This window comes from Lentzea miocenica, from assembly GCF_033949945.1.
Classification (GTDB): Bacteria; Actinomycetota; Actinomycetes; order Mycobacteriales; family Pseudonocardiaceae; genus Lentzea; species Lentzea miocenica.
Genome location: NZ_JAXAVW010000036.1, coordinates 18,720 through 35,256, shown reverse-complemented (window position 1 = coordinate 35,256; position 16,537 = coordinate 18,720). Strand labels below are relative to the sequence as shown.

At 69.0% G+C, this 16,537-nt stretch carries 15 protein-coding genes; 9 read left to right on the top strand and 6 right to left on the bottom strand.

The genetic code is table 11. The features are described from left to right. Positions 1–21: 21 nt before the first annotated feature. Both SK803_RS35545 and SK803_RS35540 read right to left on the bottom strand, forming a co-directional pair. Complete coding sequence (locus tag SK803_RS35545; protein ID WP_319970577.1) at positions 22–2,730, bottom strand: hypothetical protein; 2,709 nt, start codon at positions 2,728–2,730, stop codon at positions 22–24. A gap of 2 nt (positions 2,731–2,732) precedes the next feature. Beyond that, positions 2,733–4,502: an HSP90 family protein gene (locus SK803_RS35540; RefSeq protein WP_319970576.1), complete on the bottom strand. Its 1,770-nt coding sequence runs from the start codon at positions 4,500–4,502 to the stop codon at positions 2,733–2,735. 147 nt (positions 4,503–4,649) lie between these two features. Here SK803_RS35540 and pheS point away from each other — a divergent pair, with 147 nt between their 5' ends. The 7 genes from pheS to SK803_RS35505 all read left to right on the top strand — a co-directional run bounded on the left by pheS (position 4,650) and on the right by SK803_RS35505 (position 10,853). Continuing rightward, positions 4,650–5,717 (top strand): phenylalanine--tRNA ligase subunit alpha, encoded by a 1,068-nt coding sequence (pheS, locus tag SK803_RS35535; protein WP_319970575.1) that lies wholly within the window; start codon positions 4,650–4,652, stop codon positions 5,715–5,717. Positions 5,718–5,722: 5 nt separating this feature from the next. Then, entirely contained in the window at positions 5,723–8,200 is a 2,478-nt protein-coding gene (gene pheT, locus SK803_RS35530) for a phenylalanine--tRNA ligase subunit beta (RefSeq protein WP_319970574.1), read from the top strand. A gap of 222 nt (positions 8,201–8,422) precedes the next feature. Beyond that, positions 8,423–8,863 (top strand): hypothetical protein, encoded by a 441-nt coding sequence (locus tag SK803_RS35525; RefSeq protein WP_319970573.1) that lies wholly within the window; start codon positions 8,423–8,425, stop codon positions 8,861–8,863. Between the two features lie 3 nt (positions 8,864–8,866). Next, positions 8,867–9,256, top strand: coding sequence for a hypothetical protein (locus tag SK803_RS35520; RefSeq protein WP_319970572.1), 390 nt, complete (start codon positions 8,867–8,869; stop codon positions 9,254–9,256). Next, entirely contained in the window at positions 9,253–9,717 is a 465-nt protein-coding gene (locus tag SK803_RS35515) for a hypothetical protein (RefSeq protein ID WP_319970571.1), read from the top strand. Before SK803_RS35520 ends, SK803_RS35515 begins: the two co-directional genes overlap by 4 nt. Further along, entirely contained in the window at positions 9,714–10,073 is a 360-nt protein-coding gene (locus tag SK803_RS35510; protein WP_319970570.1) for a hypothetical protein, read from the top strand. The genes SK803_RS35515 and SK803_RS35510 overlap by 4 nt, the downstream gene beginning before the upstream one ends. 282 nt (positions 10,074–10,355) lie before the next feature. Then, a complete protein-coding gene (locus tag SK803_RS35505) occupies positions 10,356–10,853 on the top strand; it encodes a hypothetical protein (protein ID WP_319970569.1) in 498 nt (165 codons plus the stop codon). On the opposite strand, the gene SK803_RS35500 is transcribed toward SK803_RS35505, so the two are convergent. After that, on the bottom strand, positions 10,822–11,385 hold the full coding sequence (locus SK803_RS35500; RefSeq protein ID WP_319970568.1) for a GNAT family N-acetyltransferase: 564 nt from the start codon (positions 11,383–11,385) through the stop codon (positions 10,822–10,824). The two genes, SK803_RS35505 and SK803_RS35500, sit on opposite strands and share 32 nt — an antisense overlap. Before the next feature lie 175 nt (positions 11,386–11,560). Beyond that, positions 11,561–12,229, bottom strand: a complete 669-nt coding sequence (locus SK803_RS35495; protein WP_319970567.1) for a DNA alkylation repair protein — start codon at positions 12,227–12,229, stop codon at positions 11,561–11,563. A 144-nt stretch (positions 12,230–12,373) separates the two neighbouring features. Here SK803_RS35495 and SK803_RS35490 point away from each other — a divergent pair, with 144 nt between their 5' ends. Continuing rightward, a complete protein-coding gene (locus tag SK803_RS35490; RefSeq protein ID WP_319970566.1) occupies positions 12,374–13,378 on the top strand; it encodes a hypothetical protein in 1,005 nt (334 codons plus the stop codon). Here SK803_RS35490 and SK803_RS35485 read toward each other — a convergent pair. Further along, complete coding sequence (locus SK803_RS35485; RefSeq protein ID WP_319970565.1) at positions 13,344–14,387, bottom strand: 2-oxoglutarate and iron-dependent oxygenase domain-containing protein; 1,044 nt, start codon at positions 14,385–14,387, stop codon at positions 13,344–13,346. The two genes, SK803_RS35490 and SK803_RS35485, sit on opposite strands and share 35 nt — an antisense overlap. 83 nt (positions 14,388–14,470) lie before the next feature. Between SK803_RS35485 and sthA the strand changes: the two genes are divergently transcribed. Beyond that, positions 14,471–15,886: a Si-specific NAD(P)(+) transhydrogenase gene (gene sthA, locus SK803_RS35480; protein WP_319970564.1), complete on the top strand. Its 1,416-nt coding sequence runs from the start codon at positions 14,471–14,473 to the stop codon at positions 15,884–15,886. Here sthA and SK803_RS35475 read toward each other — a convergent pair whose 3' ends face one another. Next, on the bottom strand, positions 15,887–16,528 hold the full coding sequence (locus tag SK803_RS35475) for a response regulator transcription factor (protein WP_319970563.1): 642 nt from the start codon (positions 16,526–16,528) through the stop codon (positions 15,887–15,889). Positions 16,529–16,537 lie beyond the last annotated feature (9 nt).

Below are 16,537 nucleotides of genomic sequence, written 5' to 3'. Positions count from 1 at the left end.
CCGACAGCAGCGGCCGCACAACTAATCCAGGCGAGAGGTCAGCTCGCGCACCAGCGGATCGGTGCCGGACGGCTTGTTCTGGCGCCGCAACGCTTCCGAGAGCACCGACAGCACGGTCCCGACCTGGATGTCGTCGGGCAGCAGCGATGCCGCCCGGCGCGCCTCGGCCTCCGCGCCCTCGGCGTCGTCGGCGTTCAGCAGCACGTGGGCCGCCCTCAGCACCACGAACACCCGCCAGCTCTCGTCTCCCAGCGACACCACCAACGCCTCGGCGTCGCGGTAGTGCTTCATCGCCAGCGCGAACTCGCCCGCCTGGCCGTGCACCCACGCGCGGATCGCGACGATCTCCGCCTGCCGCCGGGTGACCTCCTGCGGGTCGTCCAGCGTCGGCAGCAGTGCCTCGGCCTCGTCGACGGCCGCGCGGGTCTCGACGATCTCGTCCTCCGGCAGGTTCGAGGCCAGCTCGATCAACGAGCCGATCGCCTCCGTGGCGTTGCCCTCCTGCTGCCACAGCGCGGAAGCCGCGCGCCACGACGCGGTCGCTTCGTCGTGCTTCTCCAGCCGGCCCTGCACGGAGGCGAGCGCGTCCAGCAGGAACGCCCGGCGCCCGATCTCCTCCGGCGGCAGCAGAACGGACGCCTCGCGCAGGTAGCGCTCGGCCGCCGGGAGTTCGCCCAGCTTGCGGCACACCTGCCCGAGCCGGAACACCACCTGCAGGCGCAGGTCCTCCTGGCCGTCCTGCAGCAGCCGCAGCGACTCCTCCAGCACCTCGGCGGCCTCGACGAACCGGTCCGTCTGCACGTAGCCGCCGCTCAGCGCGAAGCAGAAGTGCGCGGTGTGACCGGGGGAGAGGTGCACGCGCGAGATCGCCACGGCCTCGCGCAGGTCGGCCAGGCAGGCGCCTTCCTGGTCCAGCTCCTGGATCGAGGCCACCTGGTACCAGCGCGCCTCGGCGGATTCCGGCAGCGGGAACGCCGCCACGAACGCGCGGGCCGTCGCGATCGCCTCGGGGGCGCGGCCCAGCAACGTCTCCAGCCGCAGCCGCAACCGGAAGCCCTCGAACCTGGCGCTCATCGGCAGTTCGCCCGCCATGGCCGCCACGATCGCCGCGTACGCGCCGTCGAGGTCCTGTTGCCGCGCCTGGTGTTCCGCCGCCTCGACCAGCACCCGGCCGCGCAGCTCCGGAACGTCCAAAGAGGACGCCAGGGCCAGCATCTCGGAGGCCCGTTCGTGGGCGTGCGTGTCGTCCAGCAGTTCGGCCAGCGTCAACGCCGCGACCGTCCGGGTGAAGTCGCTCTCGGCCTCGGCCAGGCACCGCTCGGCGACCGCCAGGCCGTCCTCCAGCCCGATCGCCAGCCGCGCCTGGTAGCGCAACGCGAGATCGGCGGGCAGCGCGGTCAGCAGCGACTCGAACGCCGCCGGGTCGAACGGCACGAGCCCGGTCGTCATCCGCCGGATGCCCGCGTGCGCCGCGAGATCGGGCGGCAGCAACGAGTCCATGTCCGCGGGCAGCGAGTCGAGCATCCGGCGCGCCTTCACGAAGTCGCCCTGCTCGTACAGCGTCACCATCGCCTCGGCGATCTCCACCGGGTCGCCGAACACGACGGACTCCTCGGCGGGAGCCGCCGCCACCACCGGTGCCGACGGAACGGCCAGCTCGACGTGCGGGTAGTCGGCCTGCGACAAGGCCTGCGAGACCCGCTCGTGCCACGCAGGCGTCCCGTTGCGGTCGTCGAAGGAGTCCGCCAGCTCCAGCGCCCGCGCCGCGAGACGGTCGAGCAGCTCGGAGGCCGACATCAGGCCGACGTTGGGCACGTCGAACTCCACGTCCGGCGAGATCCGTTGCAGCAGAACGGAAGCGCATTCCGCGAAGGACATCTCGTCGGCCGGCAGCTGGACCGTGGTCACCTTGTGCAGTGACCTGCGCAGGATCTCCTCACCGCGCGCCACGTTGCCGGTCAACGCGCAGAACCTGATGTGCTCGTGCACGTACGAGGTGATCTCGTCTTCCTTGATCAACCGGTACGCGGTCGTGTGCGCGTGCGCCGCGCGTTCGGTGTCGCCGATCTCCAGCAACGGCCACAGCAGCGCGGACAGGATGCCCTGCGGCTGCGTGGCGCAGTTCGTGTTGCCGGACAGGCCTTCCCAGCCGTGCGCGGCGGCCTCCTGGTGCCGGCCCAGCCGGGCCAGCATCCAGACCTGCTCCTCGACCACGCACGCGTCGCAGTCCGCCATCGGACCGGACTCGGCGGCCAGGTACTTCCCGAGGTGCTCGGCGAGGCCGGCCATGTCACCAACGTGGTAGGCGTGTTCGGCGCGCGCCCCGTGCACCGGCTGCACCGAGAACCCGAGCCGTCCGTAGCGGTCGGCGAGCTGCCCGATCACCGCCTGCAGCTGCTCCAGCGTGAACCGCGGGTCCCGGCGCAGGCCCGTCGCGACCCACTTGTGGGACCAGTTCAGCGAGTGGATCTCGTACTCGTTGAACGCCTCCGGGTCCTTCTCCTCAGCGGCGCGCACCCACGCGAACGGTGCCAGCATCAGGTCGTAGCGCGCCAGGTAGTAGGCCGAGTCGATCATCGCGACCCGGCACGACACCCCGAGCGGCAGGTGCCCGAGCGAGTCGGACATGCGCGCGGCACGTTCGAGCGCCTCGTGCTTCGGCATGCCCGTCGGCATGTTGTACGCCTCGAGAAACGCTCGTTCGGCGTCCTCGGCGGTGAAGTCGGCCATGATCACTTACCCCCAACGGCGCGGTCGAGAAGTTCGAGGAACGAGCGGTTCAGCGCCGCCGTGTCCTTCGGTCGCATCGCCCGCCGAGCCTGCAGAACGGCGTGCACGTAAAGAGATTCCAGCGTCAGCTCGACCAGCGCCGGGTCGGTCAACCGGGCCAGGCGCTGCACGAGTGGGTTGCGGCAGTTCAACACCAGCTGTTCCGCGCGGGACGAGTCCGAGCCGGCGGTCAGCTGTCCGAGCAACTCGGCCCACAACGGGTCCGTCGTCTCCTCTGCGGTCTGCTCGGTGTCGAGCTTGCGCTGCTGCTCGGCGTTGCTGATCAGCAGCGCGGGCAACGAGACCGGGTCGAAGTCGCGGATCACCGCGTCGCAGTCGTGCCGGTCCAGCGCCGCCGCGGCCTCGGACAGCCGCAACCGCAACGCCGTCTCGATGTCCGGTTCCGGATCGGCCAGCGCCGCCAGCAGCTCCGAAGGCGCGACCCGGCGTGCGACGGCCGGGCCGTCCAGCGCGCTGAGCCGGTTCAGCAGCTCCATGTCGTAGGCGTACCCGGCGTTGACCAGCCCGAGTCCCTGCGCGGCCGCGACCGGCGCCAGCTGGTGGAACTCGTCGACGTCCGGGATGTAGAGGATCGCGCCGTGCTTGCGCTTGAACTGCCGCAACGGGATCGCGCCGTCCGTGGTCTCGAACGGCAGCCAGCGCTCGACCAGCCGCAGCATCTCGTCGTCGGAGCGCGCCAGCGACTTGATGCCCAGGTGGTGCGCGGCCAGCAGCTCACCGGCGCGGCGCGGCTCGATCGCGTCCAGCCTGATCAGCCAGTCGCGGATCTGCTCGCCCAGCTCCTCGCGCACCGCCAGCAGCATCTCGTCCTGGTACAGCGACTCACGCGACGCCGTTGGCCGGATCGCGGACGCGTCGACCACGCACCGCACGAAGTACGCCCAGTCCGGCAGCAGGCCCTCGACGTTGTCGCCGACGAGCATCCGCTTCAGATACACCCGGTGCGTCTGCCGCGTCCCGGGGTGCACGCCCTCCGGCAGCACGAACGCGACACCGGTCAGCCCCGCGGCCTCGACCTCGATCGGGATCGCCTCGAACGGCTTGAACCCGAAGATCTGCTCGCAGTACTCGGAAAGATCAGCCTCTTCGTCGTCGGCGCTGTCCCACGGCCGTTCGCCGCGGGTCACCACCGCGCCGTCCAGCGTCACGACGGCCGGGAGCAGGTCGCCGTAGTCGCTCACCAGCGGCCGCACGACGTCCGCTTCCAGCCAGTGCTCGCTGCCACGTGACGCGGTCAGCACCACCGTCGTCCCGACCGGCACCTCACCGTCCACTGTGTCCACTTCGGACACTGTGTAGTTGCCCGACGAGTCGGCTTCCCAGCGGACGGCCTGGCCCCCGCGAGCGGACCGCGTGATGACTGTCACTGAAGAAGCGACCAGGAAGCACGACAGCATGCCGACGCCGAACTGCCCGAGGAACCCTTCGCGGGCGAACCCCAGGTCATCGCGCTTCGAGGTGCGGCCGAGCGTCGACAGCAGCTCGTGCACCTCGGCCTCGGTGAGGCCCACGCCCGTGTCGGTGATCCTGAGTTCCGCACCGCAGGTGATCGTGACCTCGGCCGGGCAGGACGGGTCGAACTCACGCCTCGCCGTGATCGCGTCGACGGCGTTCTGCAGCAGTTCCCGCACGTAGACGCGCGGACTGCTGTACAGGTGGTGGCTGAGCAGGTCGATGATGCCGCGCAGGTCGACGCGGAAGGTGTGCGACATGATGCCGCCCATCCTAGGGACGCGTAAGGGGCCGGTGCCGCTCTTTAACGGAACGTCCGCGAGAGGTCAACACGTCACCGACTAGGATCGGCCTGTTGATTTCCGAAGTCCGCGTGTGGATCAGAACCTGGGAGCCGTCGACCAACCATGTCCGGAGCCAACGACCCGTACGACCCGAAAGAGGTCGCGGCGCTGTCGGCCGAGCACCTCGACGCGGCCGTGCAGAAGGCGCGCGAGGCGTTCGCCGGAGCTGCCGACCTGGAGGCGCTCGCCTCGGTCAAGCCTGGCCACCTCGGTGACCGGTCGCCAGTGCTGCTGGCCCGCCGCGAGATCGGTGCACTGCCTCCCAAGGCGAAGGCCGAGGCCGGCAAGCGGGTGAACGAGGCGCAGTCCGCGATCAAGACCGCGTTCGACGAGCGCTTCGCCGTGCTCCAGGTCGAGCGCGACGAGCGGGTGCTGCGCGAGGAGTCCGTCGACGTCACGCTGCCGTGGGACCGCTTCCCGCGCGGCGCGCGCCACCCGATCACCACGCTCGCCGAGCGCATCGGTGACGTCTTCGTGGCCATGGGCTACGAGATCGCCGAAGGCCCCGAGCTCGAGACCGAGTGGTTCAACTTCGACGCGCTGAACTTCGGCAAGGACCACCCGGCCCGCTCGATGCAGGACACCTTCTACATCGCGCCGTCCGACTCCGCGCTCGTCCTGCGCACGCACACCTCGCCGGTGCAGGCCCGCACGCTGCTCGACCGCGAGCTGCCGGTGTACGTCGTGTGCCCCGGCCGCACGTTCCGCACCGACGAGCTCGACGCGACCCACACCCCGGTGTTCCACCAGGTCGAGGGCCTCGCGGTCGACAAGGGCCTGACCATGGGCCACCTCAAGGGCACCCTGGACGCCTTCGCGCGTTCGATGTTCGGTGAGGACTCCAAGACGCGCCTGCGCCCGTCGTTCTTCCCCTTCACCGAGCCGTCGGCCGAGGTCGACGTGTGGTTCCCGGAGAAGAAGGGCGGCGCCGGCTGGGTCGAGTGGGGCGGCTGCGGCATGGTCAACCCCAACGTGCTGCGCGCCACCGGCGTCGACCCGGACGTCTACTCCGGCTTCGCCTTCGGCATGGGCCTCGAGCGGACGCTGCAGTTCCGCAACGGCCTGCCCGACATGCGGGACATGGTCGAGGGCGACGTCCGCTTCACCCAGCCATTCGGAACGGAGGCCTGAGCCGGATGCGAGTCCCGGTCAGCTGGCTGGTCGAACACCTCGGTTTCGACGAAGTCCCCACGCCCGACGAGCTCGCCGAGGCGTTCATCCGCATCGGCATCGAGGTCGAGGAGGTGACCCCGCTCGGTCCGGTGACCGGCCCGATCGTCGCGGGTCGCGTCGTCGAGATCGAGGAGCTCACCGAGTTCAAGAAGCCGATCCGCTACTGCAAGGTCGAGGTCGGCCCCGAGCAGGTCAACCAGATCATCTGCGGTGCCACGAACTTCGTCGAGGGCGACTCGGTCGTCGTCGCGCTACCCGGCGCCGTCCTGCCGGGTGACTTCACGATCGCCGAGCGCAAGACGTACGGCCGCGTGTCCCAGGGCATGATCTGCGCCTCCGACGAGCTCGGCATCGGCGATGACCACTCCGGCATCCTCGTGCTGCCCACCGGCACCGCGCAGCCCGGCGACGACGCGCTGGAACTGCTCGGCCTGAACGACAGTGTCATCGAGCTCGCGCCGACCCCCGACCGCGGCTACGCGTTCTCGGTCCGCGGCCTGGCCCGCGAGATCGCCTGCGCGCTGGACGTGCCGTTCGGCGACCCCGGTGTGATCGAGATCCCCGAGGCCGAGGGCGAGGTGTGGCCCGTCCACATCGAGGACCGCGTCGCCTGCTCGCGGTTCGTCGCGCGCAGGGTCACCGGTGTCGACCCGACCGCGCCCACGCCGTGGTGGATGATCCGCCGCCTGATGCTCGCGGGCATGCGTTCGATCTCGCTGCCGGTCGACATCACGAACTACGTGATGCTCGAACTGGGCCAGCCGTTGCACGCGTTCGACGCTTCTTCGCTCTCCGGCGCGCTGACGGTCCGGCGCGCGCACTCGGGCGAGAAGCTCACGACGCTGGACGACTCGGTGCGCGCTCTCGACACCGACGACATCGTGATCGCCGACGACTCCGGCGTGATCTCGCTGGCCGGTGTCATGGGCGGCGCGTCCACGGAGGTCCAGGACTCGTCCTCGGACATCCTGCTGGAAGCCGCGAACTGGGACCCTGCGTCCATCGCGCGCACGGTCCGCCGCCACAAGCTGCCGTCCGAGGCCGCGAAGCGCTTCGAGCGCACCGTCGACCCGGCGCTGGCGCCGGTGGCGCTGGAGCGGGCAGCGAAGCTGCTCAACCACTACGCCGAGGGCCAGATCAAGCCGGGCCGCACCGACGTCGGCCGGGCCACGCTGCCCGAGCCGGTGTCGATGCCGATCGACCTGCCGGACCGCATCGCGGGTGTCCGCTACGCCCGTGGCGTCACCGCGCGCCGTCTCGGCCAGATCGGCTGCCAGGTCTCCGTGACCACCTCGGACGACGGCCAGACGATCGTCACGGCCGTGCCGCCGACCTGGCGCGCGGACCTCGTGCAGCCCGCCGACCTGGTGGAGGAGGTGCTGCGGCTGGAGGGTTACGACACGATCCCCTCGGTGCTGCCGCCCGCTCCCGCCGGCCGCGGCCTGACCGAGCAGCAGCGCCGCCGCCGGACCGTGTGGCGCACCCTGGCCGAGGACGGTTTCGTCGAGGTCAAGCCGTTCCCGTTCATCGACCCGTCGGTGTTCGACAGCTTCGGTCTGGCCGCGGACGACATCCGCCGCAACACGGTCAGCGTGCTGAACCCGTTGGAGGCGGACAAGAACGTCCTCGCCACCACCCTGCTGCCCGGTCTGTTGGAGACGCTCCAACGGAACCTGGCCCGTGGTGCCAAGGACGTCGCGCTGTACAACATCGCGCAGGTGACTTTGCCGCGTGCGCAACAGGTTCCGGTGCCGTCCCTGGGCGTCGACCGCAAGCCCACCGAGGCCGAGGTCGCGTCGATGCTCGCCGCGCTGCCGCAGCAGCCGCTGCACGTGGCGGGTGTGCTGGTGGGCCACCGCGAGCTCGCCGGTTGGTGGGGCAAGGGCCGCATGGCCACCTGGTCGGACGCCGTCGAGGCCGCCCGCCGCGTCGGTGAGGCCTATGGCGTGTCGTTGCGCGTCGTGGCTTCCGACCTGCTCCCGTGGCACCCCGGCCGCTGTGCCGAGTTGCGCGTGGGCGACTGGCCCGTCGGTCACGCCGGCGAGCTGCACCCGAAGGTGATCGAGGCCCTGGGCCTGCCCAAGCGCACCGTGGCGTTCGAACTCGACCTCGACGCCCTCCCGCTGGACGACCACCGCCCGGCCCCGATGGTGTCGCCGTACCCGCCGGTGCTCCTGGACGTCGCGCTGGTCGTGGACGCCTCCGTGCCGGTGCAGTCGGTGTCCGAGGTGCTGGGCCGCTCCGCCGGCGAACTGCTGGAGGACATCCGCCTGTTCGACGTCTACACGGGCGAGCAGGTGGGCGAGGGCAAGAAGTCGCTCGCCTACTCCTTGCGGTTCCGCGCGCCGGACCGCACGCTGACGGTGGAAGAAGCGACGAGTGCTCGCGATGCGGCCGTCGCAGCCGCCGCCGAACGTTTGGGTGCAGCCCTCCGCGCTTGATCGGTTACACTTGGTGAAGCCCGGGATTCTTCGTGAATCCCGGGCTTTTCCGCGTCATGAGTGCCCTGACCTCTAGTCCACGTGCGCGGGTAACCGATCCATGCGCGATGACAACAGTGCCTGCCGGGCCCTCGTTCTGGTGTCTTGTGCACGCTGTGTAGTGATTGAACGTTCTTCAAACTTGGTGCCGTACCCACCGAGCACCACCCCAGGAGAACGAAAATGCGCAAGCGCACCGCAGTCATCGCAGCAGTCGCCGTCCTCGCCGTCGGCGGAGGCGTCGCCTACGCCGCCTGGTCCAGCACCGGCGCCGGTTCCGGTTCGGTCGGCTCCACCGCGAGCGTCAACTCGACGATCAGCCCGGTCAACGGCGCGAGCGGCCTGTACCCCGGCGCCACCGTCAGTTTCCAGGTGACGATCGACAACCCGAACGGCTACGCCGTCGCGGTCACGTCGATCAGCGCGGGCGCCTCGCAGCTGACCGCCGACGGCTGCGCCGCGGGCACCGTCACCAGCCCGGCCGTGACCAACCAGGGCACGATCGCCGCGGGTCAGTCCGGCACCTACACGCTGCAGGCGACCATGAACGCCGACGCCGCGGACAACTGCAAGTCCCAGACCTTCACGCTGCCGCTGACCGCCGCGCTCGTCTCGGCCGCCTGAGTCATGCGCCGCGCCCTGATCGTGCTCGCCGCGCTGCTGGTGCTCTCGCCGGTTTCCAGTGCGGCGGACAGCCCCGCCAAGGCGTTCACGATCGCGGACGCCGGCGTGGCGACGGGGTTGGTCCCCGGTGGGACGGTGACACGGAAAGTTCGGGTCACCAACCCCAACAACCAGGACATCAAAGTCACCCGGCTCGACACCTCGGTCGGGCGGCCCTCCCCGAACTGCCCGGCGAACGCGGTGACCGTGGACGCACTGGCGGCGCCGGTCCTGGTCGCCAGGAACAGCTCCGCCGACGTGTTCCTCACCGTCCGCATGGCCCGCAGCGCCCCGGACGCCTGCAAGAACCTCACCTTCCCCCTCACCTACTCGGGAACGGCCATCAAGCCATGATCAGCTTCAGGGAACTCGTCCGGAGGCGGTACGTCCGCCGCGGCGTCATCGTCTTCGCGGTCATGACGGCCGCGCTCGGCTCGGGTGTCGCCTACGCGGCCTGGACGAGCTCCGGCACCGGCAGTGCCACCACCCAGGCGGGCACCGCACTGGCTCCGGTGGTGACCGGCGGCGCGGTCACCACCGGCCTGCTCTACCCCGGCGGCACCGGCAACGCCGTCGTCACGGTGTCGAACCCCAACCCGTACCCGGTGACGGTCACGTCGATCGCGCCCAACGGCCCGGCCACCTGCGGCGTCTCGTTCGCCGAGCGGTTCCCCGGCACCCAGCTGGCCGCCCAGAGCGGTCCGGTCGCCATCACGTTCACGGTGTCGATGGCGTTGAGCGCGGCGAACTCGTGCCAGGGCGCGGCGATCGACGTACCGGTCGTCGTCACGATCGCGAGCGGGACCGGGGCATGAAACGGCCCGTGATCGCGGGAGCCGCGGTGCTGTGCCTGCTCGCGGCACAGCCCGCCTCGGCGGCCTGGCAGACGAGCGCTCCCGGAACGGCCAAGGCCAAGGCCGGGACCGTGCAGGCGTTGGTGATCACCTCGTGCGTGCAGGGCACCCCGACGGCCGTCAGGTGGGAGGCGGTGCCGGGCGCTTCTATGTACACAGTATTGTGGCAACAGGGAAACGGGGCCAACGCGCCGTACGCCAACAGCGGCACCACGTCCGCCCTGACGTACTCCGTGCCCGACTCGATCAGCCGGGTACGGGTTCAGGCCACGGTCGGCACCTGGGCGACCAACTACACGCAGATAAATTGTTCATGAAAGTTCATACGATCGGCTGAGTCCCGGAAATCGGGATTTGGAATCAAACCAGCAGGTGGTAGCCCTGCGTAGCTGTCAAGGTGCCAAAGGTCCCGCATTACAGGGGGAAATCGGCAACCGTCCGACGCTTGCGCAGTACGTGAAGCTTCTCCAAGATTGGCGACGCGGCCCGCTAGGGCCGAGGGGCGAAGCGATGAACCACCGGGCGAGTTTGGTCGCCGGTCCGGTGGGGAGCTAGAGGCGAACCCACCGCCTGGAGCAACAACTCTGGAGAGTTGCGCCATGCGTAGTCTGGGACCGCGCCTTGAGATCGCCGTGTCGTTGACGATCCTCATGGTCGGCGCGGCTGTCGTGGCGGCCATGCATCTGACGTGGCCCAAGCCGCACCTGCCGGCGATGGCGTACTCCGTGAGCAGCGGCGAGTCGGACATGCAGCAGCTGAAGCCGTTTGAAATCAACGACATCTCCGGCGCGGCGGTGGAACTCACACCGGGTGCCGAGGGTGAGCGCACGGTGCGGCTGTCCAACCCGAACCCCGTCGACATCATCGTCGAGAGCCTGTCCGCGGTTCCGGGTCAGCCGCTCGACGCCACCCAGCAGCGCGTCGCGGCGTGTCCCGCCGGCGTGCTGACCGTCGTGCCGCTCACGGACATCGTGGAGATCCCCGCCGGAGGCGCGGTCGAGGTCACCATGAAGGTTCAGGTGGCCACGGACGTTCCGTCGGCGTGTGCCGAGCTCGTCTTCCCGCTCACTTACTCGGGTCGCGCGAAACACGGCTGAGGAGCCGTTCGCGCGCCGCCGGCCATTCCGCGGGAATCATCGAGTAGACGACCGTGTCGCGCTGGGATCCGTCCGGCCGCGTGACGTTCGCGCGCAGCACCCCGTCTCGTACGGCACCGAGCTTCTCGATGGCCCGTTGCGAGCGGATGTTCGCGAGATCCGTGTACCAGGCCACCCGCAACGCGCCGCGCACCTCGAACGCCTCGGACAACAACAGCAGCTTGGCCTCCGGGTTGATCGCCGTGCCGTGCCACGCGCTGCCCACGATCGTGTAGCCGATCACCAGCCTGCGGTGCTCCGGCGCCACCTCGTAGAACGACGTGGTCCCCACCACGCGTCCCGTGGAGACCTCGATCTGCGCGAACGCCTCGCGCTGGCCTTCCGCGGCGAGGATCCAGCCGCGCATCTCGGCGACGTTGCGCGGCTGGCTGCTCAGCAACCACGTCCAGATGTCCGGGTCCTGGGTGGCCTCGAAGAGTCCTTCGGCGTGATCGGGTGACAGCGGCTCCAGTCGTACGTGCTTGCCTTCCATGAGACGCACCTTAGTGCTGTGACCGTCAGCCTTCGCCCCGTATTCCGCTGCTCAGACGGGTGCATCGTGGTGCCGGCCCCGCGTCCTCATCCTGGTTGGCTGTGGGCGTGGGGCCGGTGCCGCGAGGCACCCTGCTGAGCACGGGAAGACGCGGCGGAGGTTGGCGGTCACAGCACTACATGTGCTTGAGGGCTTCTCGCCGGGACAGCGGGGAGAGTCCAGGCCTGGACTCCACGAACGAGCGCACCCAGCCGGGCTCGGTCTTCGCGAACTCCCGCAGCGCCCACCCGATCCCCTTGCGCAGGAAGAAGTCGCGATCGTCCACGTTGGCGTCGACGCACGCGGTCAGCAGCTCCACGTCCGTCGCCCCTTTGGCCCCGAGCTGGCAGATGATCGACGTCCGCCGCCGCCACCTGTCCGCGTCGACGGACCACTTCAGCATCAACGGCCGCACGACCTCCGGCGCCGACCGCAGCAACGGCCCGACGCGACGGGCGGCGATCTCGTCCACGTAGTCCCACCACGCGCCGGTCACGATCATCTCGTCGAACCACGGCATCAGCTCTACCGACTGGAAGCGGCGATCCCCGCTCAACGCCAACGCCACGTACCGCTCCTCGCGGTAGGTCGCCTCGCGCCACAACGTCTGCACGGCTTCGAGCCACTCGTCCCGATCGGTCAGCACCGGCAGCGACTTGAGCAGCGTCACCCGCTCCGGCTTCTGCACGCCCAGGAACGGCATGTCGGACTTCATGTACGCCTGCATCTCCGGCGCTTTCGCCGGATTCGCGAGTTCCTCGAGTCCTGCCCGGACCGCCTGGATCAAGGACACCTCAAGAGTCACTGGAGCACCGTATAGGCAGAAGGAGTAGGCCGTTGAGATCGATGGCCGATTCGCGCGGAGAGTGCTGACGAACACGCAGAACATTGCTTGTCCGAGCACGTGTGTGAACGGAAAGCCCGCTGGACGCGACTACGATTCGCATTCATGCGCGTGCTCATGGTTGTGGCGGCGCTCGTGCTCACCAGCATGGGTGCCACCAAGGCGGATACGGTGGACTACCTGGATCTGCCGCTGGTCAACGGAAACGGCGAAGAACGGGGTGGAGTCCACCCCGACCTGCCGTACGACCGGGCCACGATCGAGCGCGCCCTGGACGGTTATCGCGGCAAGGGCATCACGCCGGTCCGGTTCCAGGCGTTGCTGTGGCAGTACTGGATCGTCCGCGCCGCGGAGGACGCGGGCGTGTCCCTGTCCGAGTGGGACCCGCAGCGCACCGCCGAGCACAACCGCGCGACGATCTTCGCCGTCTACGACTTCTACGCGCGGCTGTACGTGACGCACCCGGACACGTTGCGGTGGATGGGTTTCGCGAACATCGGCGCGCCCGCGTTCGCCGCCGGGATGCTCGACCTCGGCACCGTGCCGGAGCTCCGCTGGTTCTCTTCGATGCTGATGTCCATGCAGAAGCACATCTTCATGGACCTCGGCGCGATGCACGCCGCCTACCTGCACGGCGGGATCAAGGCCGTGGAGGAACTGCGCGACGCTGGGATCATCGACCCGGCCACCACCGCGGCGTGGGCGGATCCGGCGCAGGCCGTCATGGAGTTCTCGTCGCGCGAGCAGAACCTGGTGATCGCCGAGCAGTTCGACCGGATGCGCGCCCGGTTGCTGCCGCCCGGTGAGGTCGTCACGTACGCGATCACGGTGGCCGGCCCGATGCCGGTGCCGGGTGGGAAGACCCCGGCGCAGTACCGGCCGTTGTTCGGCGGTCCGTTGCCCGCGTTCAACTACGCGGACCGGGTGGCCCGGTGGGACTTCCTCAGCAACGACACCGTGCCGGCCTACGAGAGGTTGTCGAAGGACTCGGTGCGGAAGATCGTGCAACGGCCGTTCGCGGACCGCGTCGCGGAGTACCGCGCCACGGCCCGCCTGATCGACCTGATCGTGCCGTTCAGGAGTGACGAATCCCGGACCGGAGTTCGCTGAGCACGGTCAGCCGGTCCTCGTCGAGGATGCGTTGTGTCGTGACGCGGTCGGGATAGCAGCGCATGAACATGTTGGTGAAGTGCGTTCCGTAGTGAATGACGTCGTCCCCGTGGGGATCGTCCAACGGGCGCACGACCGCTTCGAAGTTCGGCTCGTGGAAGTACGCCATCGTGAACCGTTCGCGGTTGTTCAGCAGCACCTTGTGCGGCGTGGAAAGCAGCTTGCCGCCGGTGAGGAACTGCAGGATGTCGCCGGGGAACACGGTGAAGACGTGCTGGACCGGTTCGACGAAGTTCCAGCCCTCCGCGTCCTGGAAACACCCGGCGGCCGACTCGTCCGGCAGCCAGTTGCGCGGCCGTTCCTCGCCTTCGATCGGCGGACGGACGTAGAGCCCGCCGACGTCGTCCTGCGCGGCCAGGACGAGCATGCCGTAGTCGGTGTGGGCGCCGATGCCGCGGTCGACCGTCTCGGATCTGGTGGGGAAGCGCAGCACCCGCATGTGGTGCCAGCCGTCCGCGGTCAGCTTGGTGAAGGTGTCGACGTCGAGCCCGAAGCCCAGTGCGGTGAGCTTCAGGATCTTCTCGCCGGCGTCGCCGAGCATCGCCATGAACTCGCCCATGGCGTCGCGGTAGTCGTCGTCGGGCCACGGCACCGGTCCGTGACACGGCCACTTCTCGACCACGCGTGAGTCGTCGAGCGGAACGTCCTTGCAGACCGTGAAGATCTCCGAGTAGTCCGCGATGCCGTCGGTGACCTCCTCTCCGGACGCGATGTAACCGGCGTAGGTGAGGTCGCTGACGAGCCGTGACTTCTCTTCGAGGGACAAACCGTGGAAGAACCGCCGGCTGGCCGCCATGGCCGCCGCGGTCTTCCGGTCCTGCACCGCGTCGGTCGCGATCTGCAGAATCCCGTCGGCCTGCCAGGCTGCGATGAGCCGGCGGCCGAGGTCGACGTCGTCGTCCGAGCCGGTGACGGTCCCGGGGAGACGGAAGGTGCTGAGTTCGGTCATGGCCCAACGAACGAACCTTGTGGCCATGGGGTTCATATTTCGTTCAGGGGTGGAATCGGATCCGTCTTAGTAGGCTGCTGACCATGACGCCGTACGACTACGACCTGATCGTCATCGGCTCTGGCCCTGGTGGCCAGAAGGCGGCGATCGCGGGTGCGAAACTGGGCAAGCGCGTAGCGATCATCGACAAACAGGAGATGGTCGGCGGCGTCTGTGCGAACACGGGCACGATCCCGTCGAAAACCCTGCGCGAAGCCGTCATGTTCCTGACGGGCATGAGCCAGCGCGAGCTGTACGGCGCGAGCTACCGCGTCAAGCAGGACATCACGATCACCGACCTGATGGCCCGCACGCAGCACGTGATCGGCCGCGAGGTCCAGGTCGTTCGTGCGCAACTGCACCGCAACGGCGTCGACCTCCTGAACGGCTTCGGCCGGTTCGTCGACGAGCACACCATCGCGGTGGACGGAAGTCACCGCGGCGACCACACGACGATCACCGGCGAGTTCGTCGTCATCGCGACCGGTACGACGCCCGCGCGTCCGTCCGTGGTGGACTTCGACGAGGAGCGGATCCTCGACTCCGACGAGGTTTTCGCGCTCCAGGAGATCCCGTCGTCGTTGGTCGTGGTCGGCGCCGGCGTGATCGGCATCGAGTACGCCTCGATGTTCGCCGCTCTGGGCACCCGCGTGACGGTCGTCGAGCAGCGCGAGAAGATGCTGGACTTCTGCGATCCCGAGATCGTCGAGTCGCTGAAGTTCCACCTGCGCGACCAGGCCGTCACGTTCCGGTTCGGCGAGAAGGTGGTGAACGTCCAGGTCACCCAGGGCGGCACCATCACGACCCTGGCCTCTGGCAAGCGCATCCCCGCCGCCGCCGTCATGTACTCGGCGGGCCGCCAGGGCACCACGGAGAAGCTGGACCTGGCCGCCGCGGGCCTGGAGGCGGACAACCGCGGCCGGCTGAGCGTCGACGAGCACTACCGCACGCCCGTCGAGCACATCTACGCCGTCGGTGACGTGATCGGCTTCCCGGCGCTGGCCGCGACGTCGATGGACCAGGGCCGCCTGGCCGCGTACCACGCGTTCGGCGAGCCGGTGCACGATCTGACCGCGTTGCAGCCGATCGGCATCTACACGATCCCGGAGATCTCGTACTGCGGCGCGACGGAGACCGAGCTCACCTCGTCCGCGATTCCTTATGAGGTCGGCATCTCCCGCTACCGCGAACTCGCGCGCGGCCAGATCGTCGGTGACGCGTACGGGATGCTGAAGCTGCTCGTGTCCACTGTGGACCGCAAGATCCTCGGCGTGCACGTGTTCGGCACAGGTGCCACGGACCTGGTGCACATCGGCCAGGCCGTGATGGGTTGCGGTGGCACGGTCGACTACCTCGTCGACACGGTCTTCAACTACCCGACGCTGTCCGAGGCCTACAAGGTCGCCGCGCTGGACGCCACCAACAAGATCCGCGCCCTGGACCGCTTCACGACCCAGTGATCACGACCGGGTGAGGCCGGCGTCGTGGGCCACGATGGCGGCCTGCACGCGGTTGGAGCACTCCAGCTTGGGCAGGATCCGGCTGATGTGCGCCTTCACCGTGCCGGTCGCCAGGTAGAGCTGCTCGCCGATCTCGGTGTTGGACAACCCCTCGCCCACGAGCCGGAGCACGTTGCGCTCGGTGTCGGTGAGCGTGTCGATCTTCCGGCGCGCCTCGGTTCCGTGATCCGGTGCGGTGAGGTGGCGTTCGATCAGGCGCTTGGTGATCTGCGGGGCGAGGATCGGTTCGCCTGCCGCCGCCTTGCGGACCGCGTTGATCAGTTCCTGCGGCGGGGTGTCCTTGAGCAGGAACCCGGTCGCGCCGACCTTCATCGCCTGTGCCACGTACGAGTCCTCGCCGAACGTCGTGAGCATGACGACGTGGGTGTCCTCGGCGATCTGCTCGGCGGCTTTGAGACCGTCGCCGCCGGGCATGCGGATGTCGAGCAGCGCGACGTCGATCTGGTGGGCGCGGGTGAGTTCCACGGCTTGTTTGCCGTCGCCCGCCTCGGCGACCACGGTGATCTCGGGGTCGTTCTCCAGGATCAGGCGGATCCCGGCACGCATCAACGTCTCGTCGTCAGCGATGAGGACTCGGATCACGCGCGCCAG